Source organism: Blautia sp. MSK20_18 (genome assembly GCF_020553125.1).
GTDB lineage: Bacteria > Bacillota > Clostridia > Lachnospirales > Lachnospiraceae > Blautia_A > Blautia_A fusiformis.
The window spans coordinates 42,709-63,245 of record NZ_JAJCGR010000020.1 but is presented as its reverse complement, the minus strand read 5'-3'; the positions used below and the strand labels follow the sequence as shown (position 1 = coordinate 63,245).

Sequence of the window (20,537 nt, the reverse complement as noted above, 5' to 3'; positions counted from 1 at the left end):
CCGGACCGGGATGCCTTCTGTTCACTCATTCTGAGATTACAGGTTCTCCTGCATGAATTTGCTTACTGCCTCGTATGCTGCATCCTCATCTGCACCATCGAATGTAAAGGTAACCTCATGTCCCTTCTTTACGCCAAGTCCCATAAGTGCAAGAAGCTTTCTGCACTCTACAGTCTTGCCGTCCTTCTCGATAGTGATCTTGGACTCGAAACCTTTTACAAGCTTCACAAGCTCTCCGGCCGGACGTGCATGGATTCCTTCGTTATCTGTTACCACATACTTGAATTCTTTCATTTCTTTATCCTCCAGTTTTTTATTTTAATTTAAAAAAATTTAAGCAACTTTTTTCTTCAGTACCCCGAGAAGTACAGCTGAGATCAGAGTTCCCACAACCAGTGCGACCAGATACATCATTGCATTACCTACAACCGGGAATACGAAGATTCCGCCATGTGGTGCCATCAGTGTACAGTTGAAGAACATGGAGATCGCTCCAGCTGCTGCGGAACCGACGATACAGGACGGAAGTACATGGACCGGGTCAGATGCCGCAAAAGGAATCGCACCTTCTGTGATAAATGCAAGTCCCATAATAAAGTTGGTCGGTCCTGCCTCACGCTCTTCTTTTGTAAATTTGTCTTTAAACAGCAGGGATGCGAGTGCGATGGCACACGGAGGAGTCATACCTCCCACCATAACTGCTGCCATAATGTCATAGTTGCCTGCCGCAATAGCTGCTGTACCAAATACATATGCTGCTTTGTTGAACGGGCCGCCCATATCAATGGCCATCATACCACCAAGAACCAACCCTAAAATTACTTTACTTGAATTTCCCATGCCTGTCAAGGCATTATTTAATCCTGTATTGATACCGCCCATGATCGGCTCTACAACGAAGGTCATACAGAGTCCCATAAGAAGGACACCAACAACCGGATAGATCAGTACAGGCGCTATTTTTTCCAGTGCTTCCGGAAGCTTATCACAAACCTTACGAAGTCCAAGGATCAGATATCCTGCAAGGAAGCCTGCAAGAAGTGCTCCGAGGAAACCGGATTTTCCGTTTGCCGCGATCATACCGCCCACAAGTCCAACTGCAAGTGCCGGTCTGTCACCGATGGCCATTGCAATAAATCCGGCCAGGATCGGAAGCATGAAACCAAATGCGGTTCCACCAATGTTTTTCAGAACAGCCGCTACCGGTGTGATGGTACCAAAGTTTGCTCTCTGGTCTGCAGGAAGGGAACTCAAATCTACACTTAAACCATCGATCAAGAATGCTAGAGCGATCAGGATACCACCGCCTACAACCAGTGGAAGCATATGAGATACCCCGTTCATCAGCTGCATATAGATCTTGTGGCCTGCTCCGCCGCCTGCTTTTGCATTTGAGGAAGAGCTCTGACTGCCTGCTGCTGCATGATATACCGGAACATCTCCGGAAATCGCACGTTCAACAAGCTGGTCCGCTTTGCTGATTCCATCCGAAACCTGACATTCGATGACTTTCTTTCCATCGAAACGATCCATGGGAACCTTGGCATCTGCAGCTACAATGATGCAGTCTGCCTCCCGGATCTCTTGATCCGTAAGTACATTTTTTGCTCCACCGGAGCCTCGTGTCTCTATTTTAATGAAACAGTCTTTCGCCTTCGCTGCTTTTTCCAGTCCCTCTGCTGCCATGTAGGTGTGGGCAATACCTGTGGGGCAAGAAGTAACTGCCAGCAGTTTAGCTCTGGCTCCTTCGGAACTTCCTGTATCTGCCAGTCTTTCATCAATATCTTTTTTCTCCTCATCGGCCTTGTCAATGATCTCCATAAATTCATCTACAGAACCTGCGTTGCGTAAGGATTCTGTAAAATTATCATCCATCAGCATTACGGAAAGCTTGCTGAGTACATCAAGATGAATGTTATCTTCTGTATTCGGTGCTGCGATCAGGAAAAGAAGGGTAACCGGCTCATCATCCAGTGCCTCAAATTCCACGCCGTTTTTTACTACCATGGCAGCAAGTCCCGGTTTCTTTACCGCATCACATTTTCCATGAGGAATAGCGATTCCCTCACCGATTCCTGTCGTACTTTCTTCCTCTCTTAAATACACCTGTTTCCGATAAGCTTCCCTGTCGCTGATCTTTTCACTTTTTACCATAAGATCTACGGCCATGTCCAGAGCTTCAGATTTCGTCTTCGGTGCAGCATCCAGTGATATGCTTCGTTTGTCAAGCAGATCTGTGATTCTCATCTTCCCTTCTCCTTTCTTCTTTACCCCTCTGTTACCTGTTCATATACTGCCTGAACTTCTTCCCTTGTGGCAAGATTTTCAGAAAATGCACTTGCACTTCCTGCGGAAATTCCCATATGGAATGCATATTCGTGATCCTGTTTTTCCATCCAGCCTGCCATAAAGCCTGCTACCATGGAATCTCCGGCTCCTACGCCGTTTACCAGTGTTCCTTTCGGCGCCGGTTTCTCAAACACCTGACCGTTTTCTGCTACCAGGACAGCTCCCTCACCGGCCATTGAGACCAGCACGTTTCTGGCTCCTTTTTCCTGGAGCTTCTTTCCGTAAGGGATCACATCCTGACGGTTCTTAAGCTCTACGCCGAAGATTTCTCCAAGCTCATGGTTATTGGGCTTCACCAGGAACGGATGATACTTCAGGACATTTACAAGAAGATCTCTCGTTGCATCCACAACGATCATCACGCCTTTTCCGTCCAGTCTCGCCATGATCTTCTCATACATATCATCCGGCATAGATGAAGGAATACTTCCTGCCAGAAAAAGCACATCTCCCTCTTTCAGTGTGTCAAGCTTCTTCATCAGCTCCTGAACCTTTTCAGCGCTGATCTCCGGTCCCATTCCGTTGATCTCAGTTCCATCAATAGATTTCAGCTTCAGGTTGATCCTTGAAACGCCTTCCGGGATCCTGATAAAATCAGATCTCACTCCCATCTCCTCAAGCTTTCTTACAATCTCATCTCCGACGAATCCTGCCATGAAACCAAGTGCTGTATTCTCGATTCCAAGATTCATCAGCACGGTGGAAACGTTGATTCCCTTTCCGCCCGGAAGCATCAGCTCAGAGCTTGTTCGGTTGGTAAGTCCGAGTTTAAAATCCTCCACGGAAACGATATAGTCCAGAGACGGATTAAAAGTAACTGTGCAGATCATTTTTTCTCCTCCCATATCTTTTATCCTGCGGTTTTTGACCGCTTTTTGTTGTTTTTCATTTGTTGAACTCAGTATACTTCCAAATTCATTCAAAGTCAATCAAATTACTTCACAAAATTCATGAACGTTTTTGGTTGAGTTTGCACAAAAAACGTGCATCAACCTTAGCTTTCCCTGGTTAATGCACGTTTATCCCTGACTGTATTGGTCACTTTCATTCAAATTTCATCACCTTTCCTGAATGTGATAGTTTCGCAATAACATTTATCTGATTTGTTTCTTATTCGCAGTATCTCTGACCATCTTCCGATATCTTCTCATCAGCTCCCTTGTCACTTTGTCTTCCTCAAACTGGATTCCTCCGATCTGACGCACCGGCATGATTCCCATCAGGGAATTGGTGACAAAGCATTCCTCATACCATTTAAGATCCTGAACATAGATATAGGTTTCTTCCACCTCTTCCGTGTCACAGAGATATTCACGGAGGATTCCCGGGAGAAGTCCGCAGCTGACTTTTGGTGTATAGATCATGCCATTTCGCACAAAGAATACATTACTTACTGTCCCTTCCGATATCTGTTTCTTTGTATTCAGAAACAACCGTTCATCCATTCCTGCTGCTGTAGCATTACGTTTTTCCAGGATACAATCTCCGTAATTCATGGTTTTGTGATATACAAGAGGTGATGTTTCATTTCGTTTTACCTTGCTGACATCCATGATAAAGCCTTTTTCATAATTCTCCGGCGTATAATGATTGGCACGAAGAGAATACACTGCATTTTCCTTTGTAAGCATAAGCTTCAGCGCACAGTGTTCCAGTCCGCCAAATTCTTTCTGCACCTCCGGGCGTTTTTTTTGTTCTTCCAGATATTCTTCGATCCTCCCGGCTGTGATCCCACGCACTGCCGGATCACCCAGCTTCAGGAAATCTGCCGCTCGTTCCAGTCTTTTCAGATGCTTTTCCAGAAGTATGGGGGTTCCCTTTTCTATTCCTATGGTCTCAAATGCTCCCAGACCGAACTGAAAACATTCATCTAAGGTTATGTTGTTCATTTCCTTTGACCTCCTTATGAAGTGTCCCTGTCAGATTCTCTGATCTGTCCACAGAGCCTTTCACTTTTACCGTTCTGTATGTTTCTCTACTGCAGCGCATCCAGGATCGCTTTCGCCTTCTGCAGAGTCTCCTCGTACTCAAATTCCAGATCTGACTCTGCTGTGATCCCGCCGCCAACGCCAAGGTGATATTTTCCGTTTTTATGAAGAGCTGTACGGATCACGATGTTGAAATCGCAGCTTCCGTCCAGTGTCAGATAGCCGATAGAACCTGTATAAAGATTTCGCTTGCCGTGTTCCAGCTCGTCAATGATCTCCATGGCACGGTATTTCGGCGCACCGGTAATAGAACCGCCGGGGAATGCAGCCTCCAGAAGATCCATAACATTTTTTCCGTCTTCCAGTTCTCCTTCAATATCCGATACCAGATGAAAAACCGTAGCGTATGCTTCCACTGTAAAAAGCTCGGTTACCTTCACGCTTCCCGGTGTACACACCCGGTTCAGATCATTTCGCTCCAGGTCTACGATCATAAGAAGTTCACTCTTATCTTTTCCGGAATCCTGAAGCTCCCGATGGAGCATTTCATCTTCCTCAGATGTTACGCCACGTTTTCTTGTTCCCTTTATAGGACGGGTATTTACATGACGGTCTTTCATCTTCAGAAAACGTTCCGGAGATGCACAGACGATCTGATAATCTCCGAAATCCAGATATCCGCCGAAAGGAGACGGATTATTTTTCCGAAGATCATAAAAAACATCCAGAGGTGGTTTTTCGCTTTCAATGGTCAACTGCTGCGTCATATTGGCAATATAGATATCGCCCTCTATAATATAGCGGATCATCCGGTCTACTGCCTGTTTGTATTCTTCTTTCTCAAAGTTGGGATGAACCTGGATCCTGAATTTCTCACGGTGAGAATTTTCCGTGACCATCCTGTTTCCGGATTCCTTTTTTTCCCCTGTTTCCGATCCTTCCTGTTTCCCCGCCTCTGTAAATTCCCGGATTGCTTTTTCCATCGCTCCGATTTCTGTTGTAGCGTCTGCACTGATTCCGTTTGACACAAGATAGGTTCTTTTTTCCTGACAGTCTTCTATGATAAAACAGTCATAAAACGTCAGAACTGCCTCCGGAACAGTCACAAGATCCTTTTCTCCGGATGATACTCCCATCTGTTTTCTTCCGTAATCATAGGAAAAATATCCTACTGCGCCGGATACGATGGGAAGTCCGCTGCTATTTTTGTCCTCATGGGTATTTAAATATTCCCGCATATAGTCTTCAAAGGTTGTTTCTGTTTCCGGCCTTCCGTTGATGGTAAAGGTCTCTCCGTCCTTTACCAGCTTCAGATACGGGCATCTTCCGATCACAGAATAATGTCCCAGCTCATTGACAAGGGAGGAATCCAGAAATGCTGCTCCGGGTTCCCTCTCGTAGATCCGGAAAATGTCCGCTGCAGGGATGTATGGGGTCAGTTCTTTTATTCTTCGCTGATTTTTGTACATATTTTTACTCCTCCTTCTGAAAATCCTCCGCGATCCTGCAAAAATTCTCAAGAAGCTCATGTCCATATTCCGTACGAACGGCTTCCGGATGGAATTGCACACCGTAGATAGGCAATGCTTTATGGGAAATTCCCATAACAGCACCATCATCAGAAAGCGCATCCACCTGATACTCCTCCGGGATGCTGTCTTCCCGAACAATCAGGGAATGGTATCTTGTCACCTTATATTTCTCCGGCAGGCCTGCAAACACTCCTGTTCCGTGGTTGTGGATCTCTGTTACTTTTCCGTGCATGGGACACACGCCCTTTTCCACTACTGCTCCCGCACAGTGGCCAATCACCTGATGTCCCAGACAGACACCAAGAACAGGAATCCTTCCCTGAAATCTTTTTACGGTATCTACGCAGAACTTCGCATCCCAGGGACGCTTCGGTCCCGGAGAAAGGATGATTCCTTCCGGGTTCAGCTCTTCCAACTCCTCCAGGGTGATCTCATCGCAGCGTCTGACCAGGATCTCTCTTCCAAGCTCCTGAAAATATGCCTTGAGATTATAAACAAATGAATCGAAATTATCGATCATCACATACATGCTTTTTTCCTCCATATCAAGCAGATATTTAAGACTCTCTTTATCGTCTGCTCACAAAAAAAGGGATAACGACGGCATGCCAAAAAGACATGCACAGTCGTTATCCCCTTGCGGTCCGTAATCTGTACGTTCTAATATAAATTGTACTGCTGATTATTTCTGTTTCTTGGTTTCCTCATAATGATGGATGTCTGCCAGTACAGCGTTTACATCAAGTCCGTGTACCATACATGCCTCCTCAAGAGACTCACCGATAGAAGACGGACAGCCGATACAGTGCATTCCTTCCTGCATAAGAATGTATGCAATCTTCTCATCGTATGCAAGCATCTCGCCCATTGTTGTTTCCTTTGTGATTTCCATGATCTATATTCTCCCTTCTGGATCTGTAATCTTACCCGGAATCCCGGTTTCCTGGTTTTTTCCGCAGTTATAATATCATTATAACTGTATCTTCCATAATTGCAAGCCTAAATTTATTCTTTTCATTTTCTGTATTATACCCACTCAGGCAGCAGTTTCCTTTTTTCCCCTGCTCCACTTTTTCATCACATAAATATAATACGGGATCAGAGGGATCAGCGCTGCGATCCATGCGGCAGGATCTGCCAGACATACACCTGCAAAACTTGTTTTTCCTGCAATAAACATAACGATCGCACTTCTTGCCGCCAGTTCAAACACACCGCCCAGCATGGGAACCAAGCCATATCCCAGTCCCTGAAGTCCGTTTCTGTAGAGGAAGATACTTCCAAGGAACGGATATGCCCAGAATACCGTATGAAAATAAGTAACAGAAACATTAATAACATCCGTCTGGGACTTGTCAATAAATAACCAGGTCATGTACTTTCCGAAAAAGAACATTATGATCATAGTGATCACACTCCAGATCAGGACCATGATCTGGGTATATTTCATTCCTGCTTTTACACGGTCCATCTTTCCGGCGCCCCGGTTCTGTCCTACATAGGTTGCCATCGTCGCACCAAAAGCTACAAATACCGTTGCAATGATATTCTGTATTTTTCCCGCAGCGGAAAATCCTGCCATATATACAGAACCGTAAATATTTACCGCACCCTGCACAATAATGGTTCCGATCGCTGTGATGGAAAACTGAAGTCCCATGGGAATACCAAGGGCCAGCAGATAACGGAAGCTGGTAAAAGAAACTTCAAAGTTTTCTTTCTTCAGATGCAGGATCGGGAACTTTTTGATAATATAGATCAGGCAGCAGACTGCGGAAATTGCCTGCGCGATAACCGTAGCATAGGCACAGCCTTCCACTCCCATCCCGATTTTTACAATAAACAGAATATCCAGGAACACATTGATCACTGCCGAAATGATCAGAAAATACAGCGGAGATTTTGAATCTCCAAGTGCACGGAGAAACGCTGCCAGTGAATTATATGCCGCTGTTACAATCAGGCCTGCATAAATAATTCCCATATATCCCTTCACAGATCCCATCAGATCCTCCGGTGAATTCATCAGCCGCAGAATCGGTTCATTCAAAGCCTCAAAGCCAATGGTCATCACAATGGCAAAGGCTGCTGCCAGATAAATGGACATAGCTACGTAATGACGCATCTTATCATATTGCTTCGCCCCGAACCACTGGGATACCAGAATGGCAAAGCCACTGCTCAGTCCGTTAAGCCATCCGGTAACAAAAAACATCAGTGAACCGGTGCTTCCGATTGCAGCCAGCGCATCTACTCCCAGGAACTGCCCCGCAACAATGGAATCCGCAATGTTATAAAACTGCTGAAAAATATTTCCGAGACACATGGGAATCATAAAGCGGATGATCAGGCTCACCGGATTTCCCACGGTCATATCATTGGTCTTGTCCTTTGTCAATTTCAGTCCAACTCCTTTTCCACAAATATAACTATCTTTTATTTTTTAAAAACAATCAATTTACTGATCACATAATTCAATACGATCACAACCACCTGAGCAACAAGTTTCACTGCCATGCTGTTAAATCCAAGCCAGGTGATAAATACCGCAAGGATTGCTTCCTCCACAATCAGAGTAAAGAGCCGTCCTCCGAAAAACGAAGCCATCTGCTTTAAAAATCCGGCGGCGGAATCCACCTGCCCATCGAATACCCATGTCCTGTTTGTAAAATACTGGAACAGTACGCAGACCACCCAGCAGATCACATTGGCAATCAGCGCATTCATGCCCAGGCCCTTATCCAGCCATGCATACAATGCAATGTTCAGAAAAAATGTGAGCCCTCCAAAGAACAGATACATCAGAACTTCCTTATGTTTCTTATAAAAAGGTTCAAATATATTCAGCACCGGAAGATGCATCAGTTTATCAAAAATGTCCTTCTTTTCCTCCACATCCATACCCTTTCTCCTATTCAGTTTAAGCCGTAGCTTTATCATATGTAAACTTATATAACATAGCAAAAAAAATCCCGAATGTCAACGCATTCCAGGATTTTTCTGTTTCTGTATTTGTATCAGAACTGCTCTTTCACTCTTCACTCAGGCCTTCACAGCCCAGCGCATCTTCGTGGATCTGGCGCGCCCATTCTGTGCACATTCCTGTGCGGAAGGACGGATCACATCTTTTGAATAGTCGGAATAGATGCCGTCTTTATAACCCTGCTTTAAGGCTTTCTTTACCAGCTTGTCCTCTCCGGAATGGAAGGTAAGGATTGCTACACGGCCGCCTGGCTTCAGCGCTCCGGGAAGTTTTTCCATAAAATCATAGAGGACCTCGAATTCCCGGTTCACATCAATACGCAGTGCCTGGAAAACTCTCTGGCATGTTTTTTTCACCGTGTCTTTCCTCTCTTTTTCAGGAAGGAAGGACAATGTCTTCTCAATGACTTCACGAAGCTTCGTAGTGGTATCTATGTGGTTTCCTCTTCGGATCTCATCTGTGATGGCCTTCGCGATCTCCTCACAGTACGGCTCATCGGAATTCTCATCCAGCATTCCGGCAAGCTCTTCTCTTGAAATGGTATCCAGACGCTGTGCTGCGCTGATTCCGGTTTCCTGGTTCAGCCTTAAATCCAGAGGACCATCCACCTTAAAGGAAAACCCTCTCTTGGGATTGTCGATCTGCATAGAAGACACCCCAAGATCCGCAAGGATAAAATCAAAGCCTCCAACTTCCTCTGCGATCTCATCAATGGTGCAGAAATTCTGGAGTTTAATTGTCAGGATATCTTCTCCGAATCCCTGCTCTGCCAGACGTTTTCTTGTCTTGGCAGATTCTTCCGGGTCCACATCCGTGGCGTACATGTGTCCCTGACCTCTCAGACATTCCAGCATGGCCTTTGTATGCCCACCGTAACCAAGTGTAGCATCAAATCCAACCTGTCCCGGCCTGATCTCCAAAAAATCAATGATCTCTTTTACCATAATGGAAATATGCATTCCAGCCGGTGTGTTTCCCTTGCTGATCACATGTTCAATGGTATCCTTATACTTTTCAGGCTGAAGCTCTTTATATTTCTCCTCGAATTTCTTCGGATATTTTCCTTTATATCGTACACGTCTCTTATGAGGTGTCTGTGATTCCTGATTCATAAAATTCTCCTTATCCTCCGGCTTTATCTGCCCTGTTTCTTTCATGATACCATGAATCCTATTTTTCGTAAACCGTCGGAATACTTCAAAAAATATCATAAAGAAAAAAAACCTCTGACAATCTGTATTTCTACAGACTGCCAGAAGCTTTATATATGCTCAGACTGAAACTTCAGCCTGAAATGTATTCTTACTTATGCGTTCTTCTTAGCGATTGCTGCCTGTGCTGCTGCAAGACGAGCGATCGGTACACGGAACGGTGAGCAGGATACATAGTCAAGTCCGATCTCGTTGCAGAACTCTACGGAAGACGGATCTCCACCGTGCTCACCGCAGATACCTACGTGAAGTTTCGGGTTAACCGGTTTTCCAAGCTGGATTGCCATCTTCATGAGTTTACCAACGCCAACCTGATCAAGTTTAGCAAATGGATCGTTCTCGAAGATCTTAGCATCATAGTATGCGTTAAGGAACTTACCAGCGTCATCACGGGAGAATCCGTATGTCATCTGTGTAAGGTCGTTTGTACCGAAGCAGAAGAAGTCAGCCTCTTTAGCGATATCATCAGCTGTAAGAGCAGCTCTCGGGATCTCGATCATAGTACCAACCTCGTACTCAAGGTCAGAACCTGCTGCTTTGATCTCAGCATCTGCTGTCTCTACAACGAATTTCTTAACATATTTAAGCTCTTTGATGTCACCAACAAGCGGAATCATGATCTCCGGTTTGATGTTCCAATCCGGATGATTCTTCTTAACGTTGATAGCTGCGCGGATAACAGCGCTTGTCTGCATCTTAGCAATCTCTGGATAAGTAACAGCAAGACGGCATCCACGATGTCCCATCATCGGGTTGAACTCGTGAAGGGAAGCGATGATTGTCTTGATCTGCTCTACAGTCTTGCCCTGAGCATCAGCCAGTTTCTTGATGTCCTCTTCCTCTGTAGGAACGAACTCATGAAGTGGCGGATCAAGGAAACGAATTGTTACAGGATTTCCTTCAAGTGCCTCATAGAGTTTCTCGAAGTCTCCCTGCTGCTCCGGAAGGATCTTAGCAAGTGCTGCTTCTCTCTCCTCTACTGTCTCAGAGCAGATCATCTCACGGAATGCATCAATTCTGTTGCCCTCAAAGAACATATGCTCTGTACGGCAAAGACCAATTCCCTCTGCACCAAGCTCACGAGCTTTCTTAGCATCAGCAGGAGTATCAGCGTTTGTACGAACTTTCATTGTTCTGTACTTGTCAGCCCATCCCATGATACGTCCGAACTCACCAGCGATCTTAGCATCTACAGTCGGGATAAGTCCGTCATAGATGTTACCTGTTGTACCATCAATGGAGATTGCATCTCCTTCATGGAACTCTTTACCAGCAAGTGTGAATTTCTTGTTCTCCTCATCCATAGCGATATCGCCGCATCCGGATACACAGCAGGATCCCATACCACGAGCAACTACAGCTGCGTGAGATGTCATACCACCACGAACTGTCAGGATACCCTGAGCAGCTTTCATACCTGTGATATCCTCTGGGGATGTCTCAAGACGAACAAGAACAACTTTCTCTCCTCTTGCAGCCCACTCAACAGCGTCCTCTGCAGAGAATACAATCTTACCGCAAGCAGCTCCTGGAGAAGCACCAAGACCTTTACCCATCGGTGTAGCAGCTTTAAGAGCAGCTGCATCGAACTGCGGATGAAGAAGTGTATCAAGGTTACGAGGATCGATCATTGCAACAGCCTCTTCCTCAGTTCTCATTCCCTCATCAACGAGGTCACAAGCGATCTTAAGAGCAGCCTGTGCAGTTCTCTTACCATTACGTGTCTGAAGCATATACAGTTTACCATGCTCTACAGTAAACTCCATATCCTGCATGTCTCTGTAATGTTTCTCAAGAGTCTCGCAAACCTGTTTGAACTGTACGAATGCTTCCGGGAACTTCTGCTCCATCTCGGAGATGTGCATAGGTGTACGAACACCAGCAACTACGTCCTCGCCCTGTGCATTGGTAAGGAACTCACCGAACAGACCGTTAGCACCTGTAGCAGGGTCACGTGTGAAGGCAACACCTGTACCACAGTCATCACCCATGTTACCGAATGCCATCATCTGTACGTTAACAGCTGTACCCCAGGAATATGGGATATCATTGTCACGACGATATACGTTCGCACGTGGGTTGTCCCAGGAACGGAATACGGCTTTGATTGCACCAACCAGCTGCTCCTTCGGATCAGTTGGGAAATCAGAACCGATTTTAGATTTATACTCAGCTTTGAACTGGTCAGCAAGCTCATGCAGGTCAGCAGCTGTAAGCTCAACGTCCTGCTTAACACCTCTCTTAGCTTTCATCTCATCGATGAGCTCCTCGAAGTATTTCTTACCAACTTCCATAACTACGTCAGAGTACATCTGGATGAATCTTCTGTAGCAGTCCCAAGCCCAACGCTCATTGCCGGATTTCTCAGCAAGAGTGTTAACAACTTCTTCATTTAAACCAAGGTTGAGGATTGTATCCATCATACCTGGCATAGATGCTCTCGCACCAGAACGAACGGATACAAGCAGAGGATTTTCTTTGTCACCGAATTTCTTACCGGTAACTCCTTCCATCTTGGTAATTGCTTCCATGATCTGAGCCATGATCTCATCGTTGATGGATCTGCCATCCTCGTAGTACTGTGTGCAGGCCTCTGTTGTGATTGTGAAGCCCTGCGGTACAGGAAGACCGAGGTTTGTCATCTCAGCAAGGTTGGCACCTTTGCCGCCCAGAAGATTTCTCATAGTAGCATTACCTTCTGTAAACATGTAAACCCATTTTGCCATTTTACATTTTCCTCCTAATTATTGTTCTTTAAAACATAAAAAATGTATGTTTTCTACGCACATAATTATTTTATAGATTTATCCTTCATTAGTCAAGGTTATTCTTCCAAAAAACAGTAATTTCTCTTGTGAAATATGACAGATTTTCCAGTTATATTTTTCACAGATTGTATTTTTCTCGTTATCATCTGAAAAATGTGCTAAAATAGAAAAAAACATGCAGCAATTCCGAGGTAATATTACCCGAATGCTGTCATACAGGAGGTTTATCATGACACGAACGATTGAAAACAGCTTTCTTAAGATTTCCGTTTCCGATCACGGTGCTGAACTCACCGGCATCTATGACAAGACTAATGACAGGGAGATCCTCTGGCAGGCAGATCCGGCTTACTGGAAACGCCATGCACCTGTACTTTTTCCCAACGTGGGACGTAACTACAAAGATATCTGGCGTCTGAACGGAAAGGAATATCCTTCCAGCCAGCACGGCTTTGCAAGGGACAGCGATTTTATCTGCACGGATATCACCGATACTTCCCTTTCCTTTGTCCTTAAGTCCTCTGAAGAAACCCTGAATGTTTATCCGTTTGCTTTCGCTCTGAAGATCACCTACACTCTGAAGAAGCACGACCTGGAAGTATGCTGGGAAGTAGTTAATAATGATTCTGAAACTATGTATTTTACCATCGGCGGCCATCCGGCATTCCGTGTTCCGGTACGTGAAGGCGAATCCCAGAGTGATTACCGTCTTGCTTTTGAAGGCCTGGACACTCTTACCTATCTCCTTATCGATACGTCTGTAGGAACAGTCCTTGCTGACGAACCACATACACTTTCCCTTGAAAACGGAACCTGTTCCATTGCTCCTCATATGTTTGATAAAGACGCTCTTGTTTTTGATAACGGCCAGATCCAAAAGGCCGGTATCCTCTTCCCGGACGGAACTCCATATCTGACACTTACCAGTGAGGGCTTCCCGAATTTCGGTATCTGGTCCGTACCCGGTGCTCCCTTCGTATGCCTGGAGCCGTGGATGGGACGCTGTGATGACTGTGGTTTTGAAAAGCCTCTTTCCGAAAAAGCAAATATCAATGTGCTGAAACCGGATGAGGAATTTATCAAGAGCTATCAGATCACCGTACACTGAGCTATGATAAAAAAGATCCGCCATACATCGGCTTTTTCAGCTGTCTGTATGACGGATCCTTTTATTTATCTTACTGTCTCAATACGCTCTTATTCTCTCACAAAATGATACTGATAAGCTCTGTACTCCCCAAACTCTGCAGGAAGCGGCATTCCACCATGCATCAGAGCAGCTCCGGAATAGATCCTGCCGGTAGTCTGTTCCTTATAAAGTGCACTCTCATCAAGGCCGCGAAGCTGCACATAATTCACAGTCATATTTCCATGGATCTCCTCCATGACAACATTGAGCAAAACTTCTTCCTGAGAATTTCCAACGATCTCCCATGCACAGACCTCACTCTTAAACGGATCTGTCAGGCGATAGTACCGTCCATTCTGGATCAGTGGCGCATATTTACGGAATTCCCCGATCTGGCTGCGGACCTCATCTTTTTCTTCCTCAGTCAGCTTCAGAAGATCCAGCTCGTAGCCGAAGGTTCCGGACATAGCAACCACACCTCTGGTATGTAACGGAGTGATCCTTCCTGTCTGATGGTTCGGCACTGCAGATACATGTGCTCCCATGGCCGATACCGGATATCCGAAGGAAGTGCCATACTGGATCCGAAGCCTGTCAATAGCATCGGAGTTGTCGCTGCACCAGATCTGCGGTGTGTAATACAGCATGCCTGCGTCAAATCTTCCGCCGCCGCCGCTGCAGCCCTCGATCAGAAGATCCGGATAACGGTTCACCATACGGTCCAGAAAATCGTACAATCCCAGGACATAATCATACATTACACGTCCCTGATCCTTGGTCATTACGGAAAATACATCCATCAGGCTTCGATTCATGTCCCATTTAACGTACTCAATATTGGCATTATCCAATACCGCACTGATCTGTCCGAAGATTCCGTCTACAACTTCTTTTCTGGAAAAATCAAGTACCAGCTGATTTCTGGATCTCACTGGATTTCTTCCCGGAATCGTAAGTGCCCAGTCCGGATGCTCACGGTAAAGATCACTGTCCTCAGAGATCATCTCCGGCTCGATCCAGATACCGAATTTCACTCCAAGGTCATTGACTCTTTTTACCAGTCCGCCGAGAGTCTCTCCAAGCTTCTTCTCATTGACATACCAGTCCCCAAGACCACTGTTGTCATCGTCACGTTTTCCAAACCAGCCGTCATCCAGAACCAGCATATCGATACCAAGGCTCCTTGCCTCTTTTGCCAGATTATATAAAGTCTCCCCTGTAAAATCAAAATATGCTGCCTCCCAGCTGTTTACCAGCACCGGACGGACCTCTGTCTTATATTTACCACGGCAGATATGATGACGGATGCAACTGTGCAGATTCTGGGAAAGACGGTTCATTCCCTGATCTGTGTAGCTTAAGATCACCTCAGGTGCATAGAAGGTCTCCCCGACTTCCAGCGGATACCGGAAGCACTCCTCCTGTACACCAAGGAGCATTCTTGTCTGATTGTACTGATCTTTAAGAACCTCACCCTGGAAATTTCCACTGTATACAAAGGACATAGCATAGCAGCCTCCATGATCCTCTGTTGTGTCCTTCTCTGCCAGGATCATCATCGGATTATACTGATGGCTGGATGTGCCACGGACACTGCCGATCATCTGACTTCCATGAGCCACCGGTACTCTCTGCAGATTCCGCTCCATGGCATGTCTTCCGTAAAAAGTAAGCAGGTCATAATCTCCGTAAAGAAAATCCAGCTCTGCGGACATCACCTTGTTCACATAGATCTTCTCACTGCTCTGATTGCGGATATAGACGCTTCTTGTAATGATATCCAGTTCCGGAAGCACACCGTAAAGAAGCATGGCCTCCACGCCGGTAGCCGGATCCTCCAGTACGATTTCCAGAGTCTGTGCCTCATCATTATCCGCATAAACAGCTGGAAGCCCCGGAAGGCTGTATTTACCGTCACGGATAGTATAATTCTTGTAACGCATATCACAGCTCATGCTTCCGTCACCGTTTTCCAGCATCAGTGATGCACTGCGGAAATCTCCGTTTCCGTAGCAGGAAAGCTCCTGTGGAAGAGAGTCCATGGAATAGGTTCTGTCTGTTCCCGCATCATAGGGATTTCCGGAAAATCCTCTGTCATAGTAAGTCAGAAGATAATCCATGCAGCCTTCTGCCTTTTTACCATAATAGAGATGAAGAAGAAATCCGTACTGATCCACCTGCATCTGATATGTAGTTTCTTTTGTCTGCAGGGTAAACGTTCTGTCTTTCTCGCAGTAGATGATTCCCATATGTGAATCCTCCTTTTTCTTGTGTTTTTATTTTACGGCACCGTTTACAACACCATTTAAAATGTGCTTCTGGCAGATCAGATAAAACAGAAGGATCGGAAGCAGTGCCAGCAGATAAGAGGCAAACGCAAGGTTATAGTTTGTTCCGAACTGAGTCTGGAAATTCAGCTGTGCCAGAGGCAATGTGGTTCCACCCGTAGATCCGGACATGATAACCAATGGAGTCATAACATCATTCCAGGTTCCAAGTGCTGTCAGAACTGCCACTGTGGCATGCATCGGCTTCATGATCGGAAAGATGATCTTCCAATATGTTTTCCAGGTGCTGGCTCCATCCACACAGGCAGCCTCCTCAAGGGCCATTGGAATGTTTGTCAGATATCCGGAATAAAGAAGCACGTTCATAGGCATATAAAATACCGTATAAAGAATGATCACACCGACTTTGTTATCAAGGCCCATCTCAGCAGTCTGCTTTACAAGCGGCATCATCAGGATAGCAAACGGAACAAACATACCGCTCACTACATAGAGATAGATAAATTTATAAAATTTACTTCTCTTGTTTCTGGCTATAGCATAACCTAAAAGTGAATGAATTACAATAGCAAGAACCACTGTGATCACAGTGATCAATACACTGTTTCCAAGAGAATGCCAGAAGTCTGTTACCTCCATAGCTTCCCTGAAATTGGCAAGACTGAATTTCTCTGGCAGAGACAGGATCCCGGCTACACTGTTGGTCATCTCTGTCGGCTGCTTGAATGCGATCACAATTGTCATATAAAGCGGAAATACCACTGTGATAAGGCCAAGGATCAGAAGGATCGTTATCGGCCAGTTCGCTTTTTCTCTTACTTTCGTTTTCATTACAGCTGCTCCTCCTTTTTCCCTGTGATAGTCAACTGCACTGCAGAAATGATCACGATCACAATAAAGAATATAACCGCATTGGCACTCTGGAATCCAAACTGTCCTCCACTCATACCATTGTTATAGATCAGGTAAGAAATAGATTCTGTACTCTGTGCAGGACCACCCTTTGTCAAAGCCATGATCTGATCAAATACCATCAGGAAGTTTTTCACACAGAGAACCATGTTGATGCTGAAAAACGGAACGATCAGCGGGAATGTCAGGTAACGGAACTTGCTGAATCCGGTAGCACCATCAATAGCGCCTGCTTCGTATACATCCTCCGGCACTGTCTGAAGACCGGAAATGTAAATGATCGTATTCATTGCAATGGACTGCCATGCACAAACGATCACGATGGCTACCCATGCAAGGCTCGTACTGGAAAGCATGCTGGAAGACAATGTTTTATTTCCGATCATCTTTCCGAATGCAGGCAGGATATATGTAAAGAAATAATTGAAAATATATCCTACGACCAGTGCGCCAAGTACATTAGGAATAAAATAAGCTCCACGCAGTGCACTCTTGAAACGGATCTTGCTGTTCAGTCCAAGTGCCAGGATCAGGCTGAGTACATTCGTTACGATAGTTGCCACGATGGCCAGCTTAAAGGTAAACAGATAGGAACCGCCAACACGGCTGTCTGTAAAAAGATCCTTATAGTTTCGAAGTCCTACCCAGTCATAGCTTCCATAGCCTTTAAAGTTTGTAAAGCTGTAGATCACACCCTTGATCAGAGGCAGTGTGTTAAAGCAGAAAAATAATGCCACGATCGGAATGGTGATCAGAAGAAAGGTCAGCTTTCTTCCACTCATAGATTTTTTTCCCATGATCAGTTCTCTCCTTCCCCGTTCTTCTCCTCATAGTCCTGTACTTTACGGATAATGTCACGGTTATATCTTGTCCAGTCTGTATCAAATTTTTTCAGGAATGCATCTTTATCCTTTTTCATCAGGAAGGTCTGGATCTGTGCATCCACAGCCATCTCTGTAGGATAATAATGATCCTGGTAGTCGGCCATCCTTCCCTCTTCTATGTATTCCTTCATACCATCCAGCGTAGAGGGAAGTGTGAAATCACCCTCTTTACAGGGAACTGCCTTCTGGTCATCCAGATATGTCTGTATATTCTCATCCTCAAGAAGGAAATCCAGCACTTCATATGCAGCTTCCTTATTCTCACAGTCATCCATCACACAGAACTGAAGGTCAACTCCGGAATTCAGTTTGTTTTCTGACGGATCATTGCTTGCCGGTGTTACAAAAGAATCAATATCCATATCCGGATTTACACTCTGGATCTGCGGGATCGCATAGCTTCCGATGGGATACATGGCGGCCTCCCCTTTTGCAAAAGCGGTGCAGGCTCCATTGTAATCATAGGCAAAGGGATCATCCGGTCCATACTGGATAAGCTCCAGCATACGGTCTGCTACTTCCTTATACTCTTTTGCAAAAGTAGTGTTTCCCTGGTTTACCTGGCGGCATACATCGGCTGGTGCAAGATCTACCGCAATAGAATTCCACGGTGCAAGACAGGTCCAGGTATCTTTAAATCCGAAATAAAGCGGCTGGATACCTGCATCCTGAATTTCCTGGCAAAGGCTCATAAATTCATCCCATGTAGTCGGGATCTGCCAGCCATGCTCCTTGAAAAGCTCACGATTGTAAAGGATTCCGGCGGCATTGGCCACGTAAGGAACCGCATAGACTCCGTCTTCCGGAACGAATTCCAGCGCTTTATCAATTTCTTTATATGCATCTTTGATCGAATCCAGTCCCTGATAATCGGAAATATCCATCAGCATATCAGAATCAATAAAATTGGAAAAGTTAACATCGCCTCCGATTCCAATGATATCCGGATTATCCTCACGGATAAATCTTGTCTTCAATACAGTCATAGCATCGTTTGGTGATTCGATGGTAAGATGGATATCATCATGAGTGGCATTGAATTTTTCTTCCAGTTTTTCAAATGCCTTAACCGCTTCCGGTTTATACTGCACAAGTTCGATCTCTGTCTTTCCGCTGTCCTTTTTACCTGTGCCGCATCCGCTCAATGTAACGGAAGCTGCCATGGTAAAGGCAAGTCCCATACAGAGGATCCATTTACTTCTGTTGCGCATCTTGTAATGCTCCTTCCTTTTCCTTTTATTTGATAAGTCGGATATCACCCATTTAACTGATATGGTTATCCGGGTTCTCCAATACTTATTCTCTGGTTTCTTTTTTCTGAAAGCTATTTTAACATAGCTTTATGCTTGCATAAATAGCAGTGTTTTTCTTGTTTTATACCAAAATACAATTTTTCTCTGTCTTCATTAAAGTCATCTAGCATTTTGATATATTTTACACCTATATCACTACTTTTATCTAAAATTAGTATATTCCGAATTTATCGAAAATCAACAAGTTTCTCGAGAAACTTAATTTTCTCACAAAGTTTTATCGATTATCCTTCTCTTTTTAGTATATTTTACAGGCTGTTTTTGTAATTGCATTTTTATACATATGTTGAAGTTCCCTGCTGTTTTAATATATAATGTTACTGAAACCAGACAAAATCATACGCCTAAAGGATAAAAATATGAATGACCTTCTCTTCTCCGTTTTTCCAAATGAAAACTTTGTTGATATCGGACTATACCAATACGGCTGGGAGCACTGCGCTCCGGCACATTCATTCGGCCCGGCAGCACGAAACCATTATATTTTTCATTATGTGATCTCCGGTACCGGAACTCTGATGGCAGACAATTCCGCAGGAGAGACCATCACCTATCAGGTAAAAAGCGGCCAGGGTTTCATGCTTTTTCCCGGTCAGATCAACACCTACATTGCAGATACCGACTTTCCATGGGAGTACACCTGGGTGGAATTTGACGGGCTCCGGGCAAAAGAGATCGTGGAAACTGCAGGTTTAAGTCCGGACCATCCGGTCTATCACAGCCACTCTGCAGATCTCCGCCAGAAAATGATGGAGGAAATGCTTTATATCAGCCATAATTCCCAGGAATCACCCTTTCATCTTATCGGACATACCTGGCTTTTTCTGGATTACTTTATGCGCTCTACTGAAACTGTCCGCATGAAACAGGATGGAAGTATCCGTGATTTTTATATCAAGGAGGCGCTCTCTTTTATTGAACAGAATTTCCAGAATGATATTTCCATTGAGGATATCGCAGCCTGCTGCGGCCTGAACCGAAGCTACTTCGGTAAGATCTTCCACGACACCATCGGACGTTCTCCCCAGGAATTCCTGATCAGCTATCGCATGACCAAAGCTGCAGAACTTCTTAAGATCACAGCCCTGTCTATCGCAGATATCGGAAATGCAGTCGGATATCCCAATCAGCTGCATTTTTCCCGGGCTTTCAAAAATGTATATGGAATGTCGCCAAGAAACTGGCGGATGAAAAACAGACTTATTGAAAAAAAGCCTCCGGCCAGAAAATAACCGGAGGT

Annotated in this window: 17 protein-coding genes; 2 read left to right on the top strand and 15 right to left on the bottom strand. The window is 45.0% G+C overall.

Going from position 1 to position 20,537, the window contains the following annotated elements; genetic code table 11:
• Positions 1 to 36 precede the first annotated feature (36 nt).
• The 11 genes from LI091_RS11910 to ppdK all read right to left on the bottom strand — a co-directional run bounded on the left by LI091_RS11910 (position 37) and on the right by ppdK (position 12,729).
• Complete coding sequence (locus LI091_RS11910; protein WP_015525831.1) at positions 37 to 294, bottom strand: HPr family phosphocarrier protein; 258 nt, start codon at positions 292 to 294, stop codon at positions 37 to 39.
• Between the two features lie 39 nt (positions 295 to 333).
• Positions 334 to 2,247 carry a PTS fructose transporter subunit IIABC gene (locus tag LI091_RS11905; RefSeq protein ID WP_015525830.1) on the bottom strand — a complete coding sequence of 638 codons (1,914 nt, stop codon included), beginning with the start codon at positions 2,245 to 2,247 and terminating at the stop codon, positions 334 to 336.
• Positions 2,248 to 2,267: 20 nt separating this feature from the next.
• Complete coding sequence (gene pfkB / locus LI091_RS11900; RefSeq protein ID WP_265191182.1) at positions 2,268 to 3,179, bottom strand: 1-phosphofructokinase; 912 nt, start codon at positions 3,177 to 3,179, stop codon at positions 2,268 to 2,270.
• A 264-nt stretch (positions 3,180 to 3,443) separates the two neighbouring features.
• The gene (locus LI091_RS11895; protein ID WP_195634905.1) at positions 3,444 to 4,238 is read right to left on the bottom strand and encodes an aminotransferase class IV; all 795 of its coding nucleotides are present in this window, start codon (positions 4,236 to 4,238) and stop codon (positions 3,444 to 3,446) included.
• A gap of 86 nt (positions 4,239 to 4,324) precedes the next feature.
• A complete protein-coding gene (gene pabB, locus LI091_RS11890) occupies positions 4,325 to 5,746 on the bottom strand; it encodes an aminodeoxychorismate synthase component I (protein WP_215638541.1) in 1,422 nt (473 codons plus the stop codon).
• Positions 5,747 to 5,750: 4 nt separating this feature from the next.
• A complete protein-coding gene (locus tag LI091_RS11885; protein ID WP_092069392.1) occupies positions 5,751 to 6,338 on the bottom strand; it encodes an anthranilate synthase component II in 588 nt (195 codons plus the stop codon).
• Positions 6,339 to 6,491: 153 nt separating this feature from the next.
• On the bottom strand, positions 6,492 to 6,701 hold the full coding sequence (locus LI091_RS11880; protein WP_021650997.1) for a DUF1858 domain-containing protein: 210 nt from the start codon (positions 6,699 to 6,701) through the stop codon (positions 6,492 to 6,494).
• A gap of 144 nt (positions 6,702 to 6,845) precedes the next feature.
• A complete protein-coding gene (locus LI091_RS11875) occupies positions 6,846 to 8,183 on the bottom strand; it encodes an MATE family efflux transporter (RefSeq protein ID WP_173733058.1) in 1,338 nt (445 codons plus the stop codon).
• 62 nt (positions 8,184 to 8,245) lie between these two features.
• On the bottom strand, positions 8,246 to 8,710 hold the full coding sequence (locus LI091_RS11870; RefSeq protein ID WP_015525821.1) for a GtrA family protein: 465 nt from the start codon (positions 8,708 to 8,710) through the stop codon (positions 8,246 to 8,248).
• Positions 8,711 to 8,851: 141 nt separating this feature from the next.
• A complete protein-coding gene (rsmH, locus tag LI091_RS11865) occupies positions 8,852 to 9,904 on the bottom strand; it encodes a 16S rRNA (cytosine(1402)-N(4))-methyltransferase RsmH (RefSeq protein WP_129974628.1) in 1,053 nt (350 codons plus the stop codon).
• A 194-nt stretch (positions 9,905 to 10,098) separates the two neighbouring features.
• Positions 10,099 to 12,729: a pyruvate, phosphate dikinase gene (gene ppdK / locus LI091_RS11860; protein ID WP_059085207.1), complete on the bottom strand. Its 2,631-nt coding sequence runs from the start codon at positions 12,727 to 12,729 to the stop codon at positions 10,099 to 10,101.
• Positions 12,730 to 13,000: 271 nt separating this feature from the next.
• Between ppdK and LI091_RS11855 the strand changes: the two genes are divergently transcribed.
• Positions 13,001 to 13,879 carry an aldose 1-epimerase family protein gene (locus LI091_RS11855; protein WP_015525818.1) on the top strand — a complete coding sequence of 293 codons (879 nt, stop codon included), beginning with the start codon at positions 13,001 to 13,003 and terminating at the stop codon, positions 13,877 to 13,879.
• 89 nt (positions 13,880 to 13,968) lie between these two features.
• On the opposite strand, the gene LI091_RS11850 is transcribed toward LI091_RS11855, so the two are convergent.
• The 4 genes from LI091_RS11850 to LI091_RS11835 are packed head-to-tail and all read right to left on the bottom strand — an operon-like array spanning position 13,969 to position 19,195.
• Positions 13,969 to 16,149, bottom strand: a complete 2,181-nt coding sequence (locus LI091_RS11850) for an alpha-galactosidase (protein ID WP_173722571.1) — start codon at positions 16,147 to 16,149, stop codon at positions 13,969 to 13,971.
• A gap of 27 nt (positions 16,150 to 16,176) precedes the next feature.
• Positions 16,177 to 17,019: a carbohydrate ABC transporter permease gene (locus LI091_RS11845; RefSeq protein WP_021651004.1), complete on the bottom strand. Its 843-nt coding sequence runs from the start codon at positions 17,017 to 17,019 to the stop codon at positions 16,177 to 16,179.
• Positions 17,019 to 17,897, bottom strand: a complete 879-nt coding sequence (locus LI091_RS11840; protein WP_015525815.1) for a carbohydrate ABC transporter permease — start codon at positions 17,895 to 17,897, stop codon at positions 17,019 to 17,021. The genes LI091_RS11845 and LI091_RS11840 overlap by 1 nt, the downstream gene beginning before the upstream one ends.
• Positions 17,898 to 17,899: 2 nt before the next feature.
• Positions 17,900 to 19,195 carry an ABC transporter substrate-binding protein gene (locus tag LI091_RS11835; protein WP_015525814.1) on the bottom strand — a complete coding sequence of 432 codons (1,296 nt, stop codon included), beginning with the start codon at positions 19,193 to 19,195 and terminating at the stop codon, positions 17,900 to 17,902.
• 461 nt (positions 19,196 to 19,656) lie between these two features.
• Between LI091_RS11835 and LI091_RS11830 the strand changes: the two genes are divergently transcribed.
• A complete protein-coding gene (locus LI091_RS11830; protein ID WP_022426301.1) occupies positions 19,657 to 20,529 on the top strand; it encodes an AraC family transcriptional regulator in 873 nt (290 codons plus the stop codon).
• Positions 20,530 to 20,537 lie beyond the last annotated feature (8 nt).